Below are 6,501 nucleotides of genomic sequence, written 5' to 3'. Positions count from 1 at the left end.
ATTTGTAACATGCAACGACTTACTGCGATTAAATATCTGAAATATATGTGATAATTTCGAAAGTATGCCCCATCGATCATCGGGGCGACCGCGAAAATCGGGCTCTTCTGTATCATCGACGTTCCATAATTCGTTGTTCTCTGGGTGCCGCAAGGGCGCCGCACCGCCGCGGGGGCGGGATCATTTCCACAGCGCGCATATACCATCCGGCGGTGCGATCGACAAATTACGTTCACGCTGCAAACAGAAACGGCGCCCCTTGCGGAGCGCCGTTCAGGCCGCCGAAGCGGAAGTCTGACTTACGAAGCCGAGATGTTGACGGCCTTCGGGCCCTTGCCCATGCGGTCCGGCTCGGTGTCGAAGGTAACCTGCTGGCCTTCGCGCAGCGACTGGATGCCAGAAGCCTGCAGCGCAGAGATATGGACGAAAACGTCCTTTGCGCCGCCGTCCGGCGTGATGAAACCAAAACCCTTGTCCTGGTTGAAGAATTTTACGGTGCCCTTGGTGGCCATTGGGATCGTCCTTTTCCCTTAGTCGGTGTAGTATCCGCGCCCCCGAGAGGAAGCGGACGGCTTTAGCTTTCGCCCCGATCGATTGGGACGAAGGGTCAGTCGGAGAAGTCACGTACGGGGAAAGAACGTCTACGTAGGCGGGTAGTCCCGCGCCGCCTTCCAAACGGAAGGGATTACCACATCAGTCCAGTCACCGGCATGCAAATGCCCGAGTAGGTGAATTGGTGCCAGCTTTTCGGGCAAAAAGCAAGCGGGATTCTTTTGGCATGCCCGCATCGATGGCAGGAAATGCCGAAGATTCAGATACTTGACGGAGAGTTAGCGGTTCCTTGTATTGATGTGTCATAGCGGGATTCCGTGCCGAAACGGGATGAAAGGCAGATTCGGCGGCCGGTGTGGATTGTGTCGTGGGCGGCGCCTGCTGCGTCGGTACACCAATCAGCCCTCATCGTGAGGTGCGGAAGCCGAAGGCTGAAGCCTCGAAGGGCGGGGCTGCCACCGGCGCCATTGCCTTCGATTCTGGAGGCGGGGCATGCGAAATTGTATCGGAAGTTTCCACGCCCGCCCTCGTGGTTCCTCCTCACCTTGAGGCCTATGGCCATCGCCTACTGCGCATCACCCAGCAACGCGCTCAGGCTCCACGGAGTATCCCCTTTCTGATTGGCGATATCGTCGACCTTCCAGCCACCATGCTGCCGCACCAGCGTGTAGAAGAGCGTCACCTCTTCGCCGTTTTCGAACTGAACCTCCACCTCGGCCTTATCATCCAGCAGGATCGGCTGGCCGATCCTGACGTCGCTCGCCCTGCCGTCCTGGCCTGATATGACGGGATCGAAGTCGATCGCGCCGACATCGCCATCGGGCGTGTTGTCGAGGTCGGTCTGGAGGAGCTCGTTCAGATGGTCGGAGAAGAAGATCGAATAAGGCGAGGGCGCCTCGGCATCGCTGTTGTCGGTGTTGTAACTGTAGAGCGCCTTGAGCAGCGCCTTCGGCGTCTTGTAGGTCTCGGCCGATGCGGGCAGGGCTGCGAGCGCCGACACGGCAAGGGCGAGGATGAATGTGGGCAGACGCATGCGGACTCTCCTCGGACGGGTGGAAATCATAACCGAAACCGGCGTCAAGGTGGAGCTGCATTTTGAGAGGGGTTGCCTGGGAGTGGCCGCCGGCCTTGCCGTCTCCGGCAGGTCTGAGGGTGTCAGGCAAGTTCGGTCGGTGGGACTACGATAGCCACGCGGGAAGTCCTACCTTTTGTCGAGATCGCCGGTGACGCATCTCTGCGTCCACCGGCAATCGTATCGCGATTAGATCAACGTCTCATGCAACAGGCTCGAAAACGACGGCTCGAAGACGTCCTTCACGGTGATCGTGAAGTCGTGGCTGGTGGTATTTCCAGCCGCGTCATAGGCTTCAGCGGTGAAGGTCAGGCTATGGTTGCTTTCGAAGTCGATTGCTGCCTTGGTCTGGATCTTGTTGCCGACGAGCTTGAAGATGCCGTCCGCATCATCTGTCAGCCGCCACTTCACCGTACCCCCTTCCGGATCGACGGCCGAGAGAAGGCCGACCGAGGTGCCGATCGCGACGTTCTCGGAGATCGAGCTGCGTGAGAAGGAAAGCTTTATCGGCGCCTGGTTGACCGGCGCTTCGTTGACGTCGAGGACGTTGATCGTGATGTCCTTTTCCACAGTGACCTTGCCGTCGGAGACGGCGACCTTGATCGTGTGCGATTTGGCCGTCTCGTAGTCCAGCGCCTTCGAGGTGACGATGCGGTTGCCGTTGATCCGGAAATGATCGTCGGCGCCGTCAAGGAGTTTGTACGTGAGGACGTCGCCGTCGGCGTCCTTGGCGCTGAGGAGACCAACCGTGGTCCAGATCGGCGTGTCCTCCGACATGGAGGTTTTCGAGAGCTGGATATTGGTCGGCGCGGCGTTGCTTTTAGGCGTGAAGCTTTCCGTGGCGAAGTCGTAGACGCCGTCGGCAAAACGGGCGAATTCGACGTCGGTCAGCGTGTCCGTCCCTTCAGCGGCGCTCGTCAGGATGTGATCACCATTGCTCAATGCCAGGGAATAATTGGCGAAATTGCCGGCGAAGAACGCCGTGTCGATGCCGGCGCCGCCATTGATGGTGTCGTTGCCGCCGCCGCCGGTCAATTTGTCATTGCCGGCATTGCCATTGAGGATGTCGTTGCCGCCGCTGCCGTCGAAAATGTCGTTACCGTCGGTGCCGGTAAATTCGTCGTCGCCGCCGCCGGTCTTGACGTCGATGCCGGAGACATTACCGGCAATGTAAGCCCCGAGATCCCCCAACTCGTCGGAAAGGTCGAGGTGGGCGCTGTCCGTCAAAGCCAATGAGGCGTTGAAATCGTGGAACGGATCGGTCGAGTAAACGATCTTTTCAAAGCTCTCGAATTGCGCGCTCGAACCGGCAACCGACCATCCCTCCGTTTCAAGGATTTCGATGTTCTTGATCGTCAGGCCCCGGAGCGAGATGGCTTCAAGACTATCAATCCCGGCGCCGCCGTCGATCGTTCCGGAAACTAGAGCGAATGTCTCTACGGTTATGGCATCGTCGCCATCGCCGGCATCGACGTTAAAGACCTCAGGGGTATGGCCGAAGCGGTCACCATCGGAGATCGCATCGTTGCCCGCGCCGCCCCTGATGATGTCATTTCCGACGTCGCCCACGATCTGATCATTGCCGTCGCCGCCATTCAGAATATCATTGCCATCTCTGCCGGCGAGCAGGTCATTGCCATCGCCACCATTCAGCGTGTCATTGCCATCACCGCCACGAAGCTGATCGTTTCCGGCGCCGCCGTTCAGCGTATCATTGCCATCGCCGCCATCGATGTTGTCGTGACCTGCGCCCGTCGTGATCACGTTGTCGCCGCTCGAGCCCGTCACGTTTGCAGAGCCCGAACCCAATTCGTCTGCAAGGTTTACCGTCCCGGAATCCGAGATGATCAGGTTGACCGGGACAAGAGGATTGTCGGAGTCGCGGATGACGTCGTAAGCGTCGAACTCAGCGCCGGTCTTGGTGATCGTGGCGCCGTGCGTGTCCAGGATATTCAGCGGAGTACCCGGCCCGGGGCTGTTGATGGTGAACGTTTCCGTGGCGAAACTGTAGACGCCATCGGCAAAGCGCGCGAATTCGACGTCTGTCAGCTTATCCATGCCCTCAAGCGCGCTCGTCACGACACGGCTGCCATTGTCGATCGCCAGGGAATAGTTGACAAAGTTGCCTGAGAAGATTGCGGTGTCGATGCCGTCGCCGCCATTGATGGTGTCGTTGCCGGCGCCGCCCGTCAATTTGTCATTGCCGGCATTACCATTGATGAGGTCGTTGCCGCCGCTGCCGTCGAAAATGTCGTCGGTGTCGCTGCCCGCGAACTCGTCGTTGCCAGCGCCGGTCTTTGCGTCGACGCCGGAGAAGCCGGTGATAAAAGCTCCGAGATTTCCCAGCTCGTCGGAAAGATCGAGGTGGGCGCTGTCAGTAACCGCCAATGATGGGCGAAAATCAGGGAACGGAAAAGTCGATCCCAGAATCTTGTCGAAGCTTTCGAACTGCGCGCTCGAACCGAAAACCTGCGAGAATCCGGTCTCAAGGACTTCGATGTTCTTGAGCGTCAAGCCCTGGAGCGATTGGGCTTGCAGCGTATCGATCCCGGCGCCGCCATCGATCGTCCCTGATATCTGTGACGCGAATCTGTCGATGGTTATGGCATCGTTGCCAGCGCCCGCGTCAATGTTGATGAGTTCCGGCTGGGGGCCGCCAGGTCCCGGCAGAAAGACGGAAAAGCCACCATCGGTGATGCTGTCGTTGCCGTCGCCGCCGATCAGTTTGTCGTTGCCGCTGCCGCCAGTGATCACATCGTCACCGGCGCCGCCGTTCAGCGTATCATTGCCATCACCGCCATTGACGTTGTCGTTGCCGGCGCCCGTCGTGATCACATTGTCGCCGCTAGAGCCCGTCACGTTCGCGGAGACCGAACCCAACTCGTCGGCCAGATCGGCCACGCCTGAATCCGAGACGACCAGCGTGACAGCCGAGGAAGGGCTGGTGGCGGAGTGGCGGATAACGTCGTAAGCTTCGAACTCGGCGCCGGTCTTGGTAATCGTTGCGCCGTTGGTGTCCAGAATATTCAAGGCCATATTAAACCTACCCCAATAGATGCGTTGCATTCTATGAAAATCGGAAATCCTCAGTAGAACTGTTCTTGCCGCTTCAACGGACGACAACCCTCTGGGGATCTATGCCAATCCCCTATTAAGTTTTCAATGCAAAATTGTGTCTTTTCATTGCTCTTTTAATCAAAAATTAAGGACGAGATACTGGGAGAAGCATTTTGATTTGAGAACTCAAAGGCATATTTTGATCTGCTAAGTAGTATCATTTTTTATTTTCAGCCGAGGTACTCTCGGCAAAATTGTGTTTTGAAGCGGGTTTTCGACGGCGCCGCGCTGCGGATCATCCGAGCCACCATCGCAGGTTGGTGCTGGCTTTCGACGTGTTCCTGCATTCCCGCGCGGGAGGTCTTACTTGAGCTTGATGAGGCCCGCCGCGGTGGCGGTAAATCCGCAGGCGCGGTAGAAGCCGGTCAGGTGCGGTTCGAAATCGACATGCAGCCACGCAGCGCCGCGCTCTCGTGCAACTCTCGTCGCTTCCCTGACCAACCGCGTCGCAATCCCCTGCCGGCGCAGGTCGGGATGCACCGAGGTGTCGAGAATGAAGGCATGAATGCCGCCATCCCAGGCGACGTTGACGAAGCCGACGAGTGTGTCGTCGTGATAGGCGCCGATATGGGCGAGGCTGCGGGGCAGGATGCGGGAGAAATCCGGCGCTTCGGGCGTGCTCCAGGCTGCTGACCAGAGGGCGTTGAGTTCGGCGGGCGAAGGGAAGGGGTCGATGCGGAGTTCTGGCATGGGTGGATTCCGATGCATTTGTCGTGTCGCTTGCCGGGAGTTTTTTTCTGCCGATTCCGCTTGCTCCGCAATAGATCGATTGCCGGGGCAGGCCTTCTCTCAGCTTTGACGTGAGGGCGCCCACTTCTCATCGTTCATTTCTGTGTCCTCAGGGCCGCGAAGGGGCATTCCTGAGCGGGCACAACTGACGCTTGGTTGACGACGTCTGCGTCGAGAACATAATCAGAACATCTGATATTCCATCGGCAGGAGGCACGATGTGCGGACGCATCTTCGTCAAAACTTCGCTTGAAGAATTGGTCGGCAATTTCGCCTTTGCAGTGAAGGGCGGGGATATCGACGGGCTGGGAAATCGCTTTCCCCGCTGGAATGGAGCGCCGTCGCAAGATTATCCTATTATCGTCAGGGATATCGTGCGCGAACCCGATACGTCAGGCCCCATATTCGTCACCGCCCGCTGGGGTCTGATGCCTTCCTGGGCCAAATCAGGCGGCCGGCCGCCGCCGGTCAATGTTCGATGCGAGACGATCAGCGGCAACGGCATGTTCCGCTCGGCATACCGATCGCGTCGCTGCCTCGTTCCGATCAATGGCTTCTTCGAATGGAAGGACATTCACGGGACCGGCAAGAACAAGCAGCCCTATGCCATCGCCATGAAAGACGGCTCGCCTTTTGCGCTCGCGGGCATATGGGAGACGTGGACGGACGAGAAGGGCGTGTCCATCCGCAACTTCGCCGTCGTCACCTGCGAGCCGAACGAGATGATGGCGGAGATTCATGACCGCATGCCTGTCATCCTGCATCGCGCGGATTACGAGAGATGGCTGTCAGCCGAACCGGACCCCAGCGATCTCATGCAGCCCTTCCCATCCGAGCTGATGACGATGTGGAAGATCGGCCGGGATGTCGGCTCTCCGAAGAACGACAGGCCGGAGATCATCGAAGAGGTTGATGACGATCCGGAACCGACGCTGATCTAGGAGTCGTGGACTCTTGGGATTCCCAAAGGTGAGCAAATCAGATTCAAGACTGTCTTTTGGAGGCAGTCATGGGTGTTTTAGATCGTCTCA

5 protein-coding genes are annotated in these 6,501 nt (G+C 58.4%); 1 reads left to right on the top strand and 4 read right to left on the bottom strand.

What is annotated here, in order from left to right; translation table 11 throughout:
• Window positions 1–299 precede the first annotated feature (299 nt).
• The 4 genes from BBJ66_RS08415 to BBJ66_RS08400 form a co-directional block, all read right to left on the bottom strand.
• Window positions 300–512, bottom strand: a complete 213-nt coding sequence (locus tag BBJ66_RS08415; RefSeq protein ID WP_003540801.1) for a cold-shock protein — start codon at window positions 510–512, stop codon at window positions 300–302.
• A 605-nt stretch (window positions 513–1,117) separates the two neighbouring features.
• Window positions 1,118–1,585, bottom strand: a complete 468-nt coding sequence (locus BBJ66_RS08410; RefSeq protein WP_071086247.1) for a DUF3828 domain-containing protein — start codon at window positions 1,583–1,585, stop codon at window positions 1,118–1,120.
• Between the two features lie 228 nt (window positions 1,586–1,813).
• Window positions 1,814–4,660: a cadherin domain-containing protein gene (locus tag BBJ66_RS08405; protein ID WP_071086245.1), complete on the bottom strand. Its 2,847-nt coding sequence runs from the start codon at window positions 4,658–4,660 to the stop codon at window positions 1,814–1,816.
• A 384-nt stretch (window positions 4,661–5,044) separates the two neighbouring features.
• The gene (locus BBJ66_RS08400; RefSeq protein ID WP_071086243.1) at window positions 5,045–5,431 is read right to left on the bottom strand and encodes a GNAT family N-acetyltransferase; all 387 of its coding nucleotides are present in this window, start codon (window positions 5,429–5,431) and stop codon (window positions 5,045–5,047) included.
• A gap of 257 nt (window positions 5,432–5,688) precedes the next feature.
• On the opposite strand from BBJ66_RS08400, the gene BBJ66_RS08395 reads away from it, so the two are divergent.
• Complete coding sequence (locus BBJ66_RS08395) at window positions 5,689–6,411, top strand: SOS response-associated peptidase (protein WP_071086241.1); 723 nt, start codon at window positions 5,689–5,691, stop codon at window positions 6,409–6,411.
• Window positions 6,412–6,501: the final 90 nt, after the last annotated feature.

It is taken from the genome of Rhizobium sp. RSm-3 (genome assembly GCF_001854685.1).
GTDB lineage: Bacteria > Pseudomonadota > Alphaproteobacteria > Rhizobiales > Rhizobiaceae > Rhizobium > Rhizobium ecuadorense.
The sequence above is the reverse complement of the archived record's forward strand: the minus strand, read 5'-3'. Positions and strand labels throughout refer to the sequence as shown.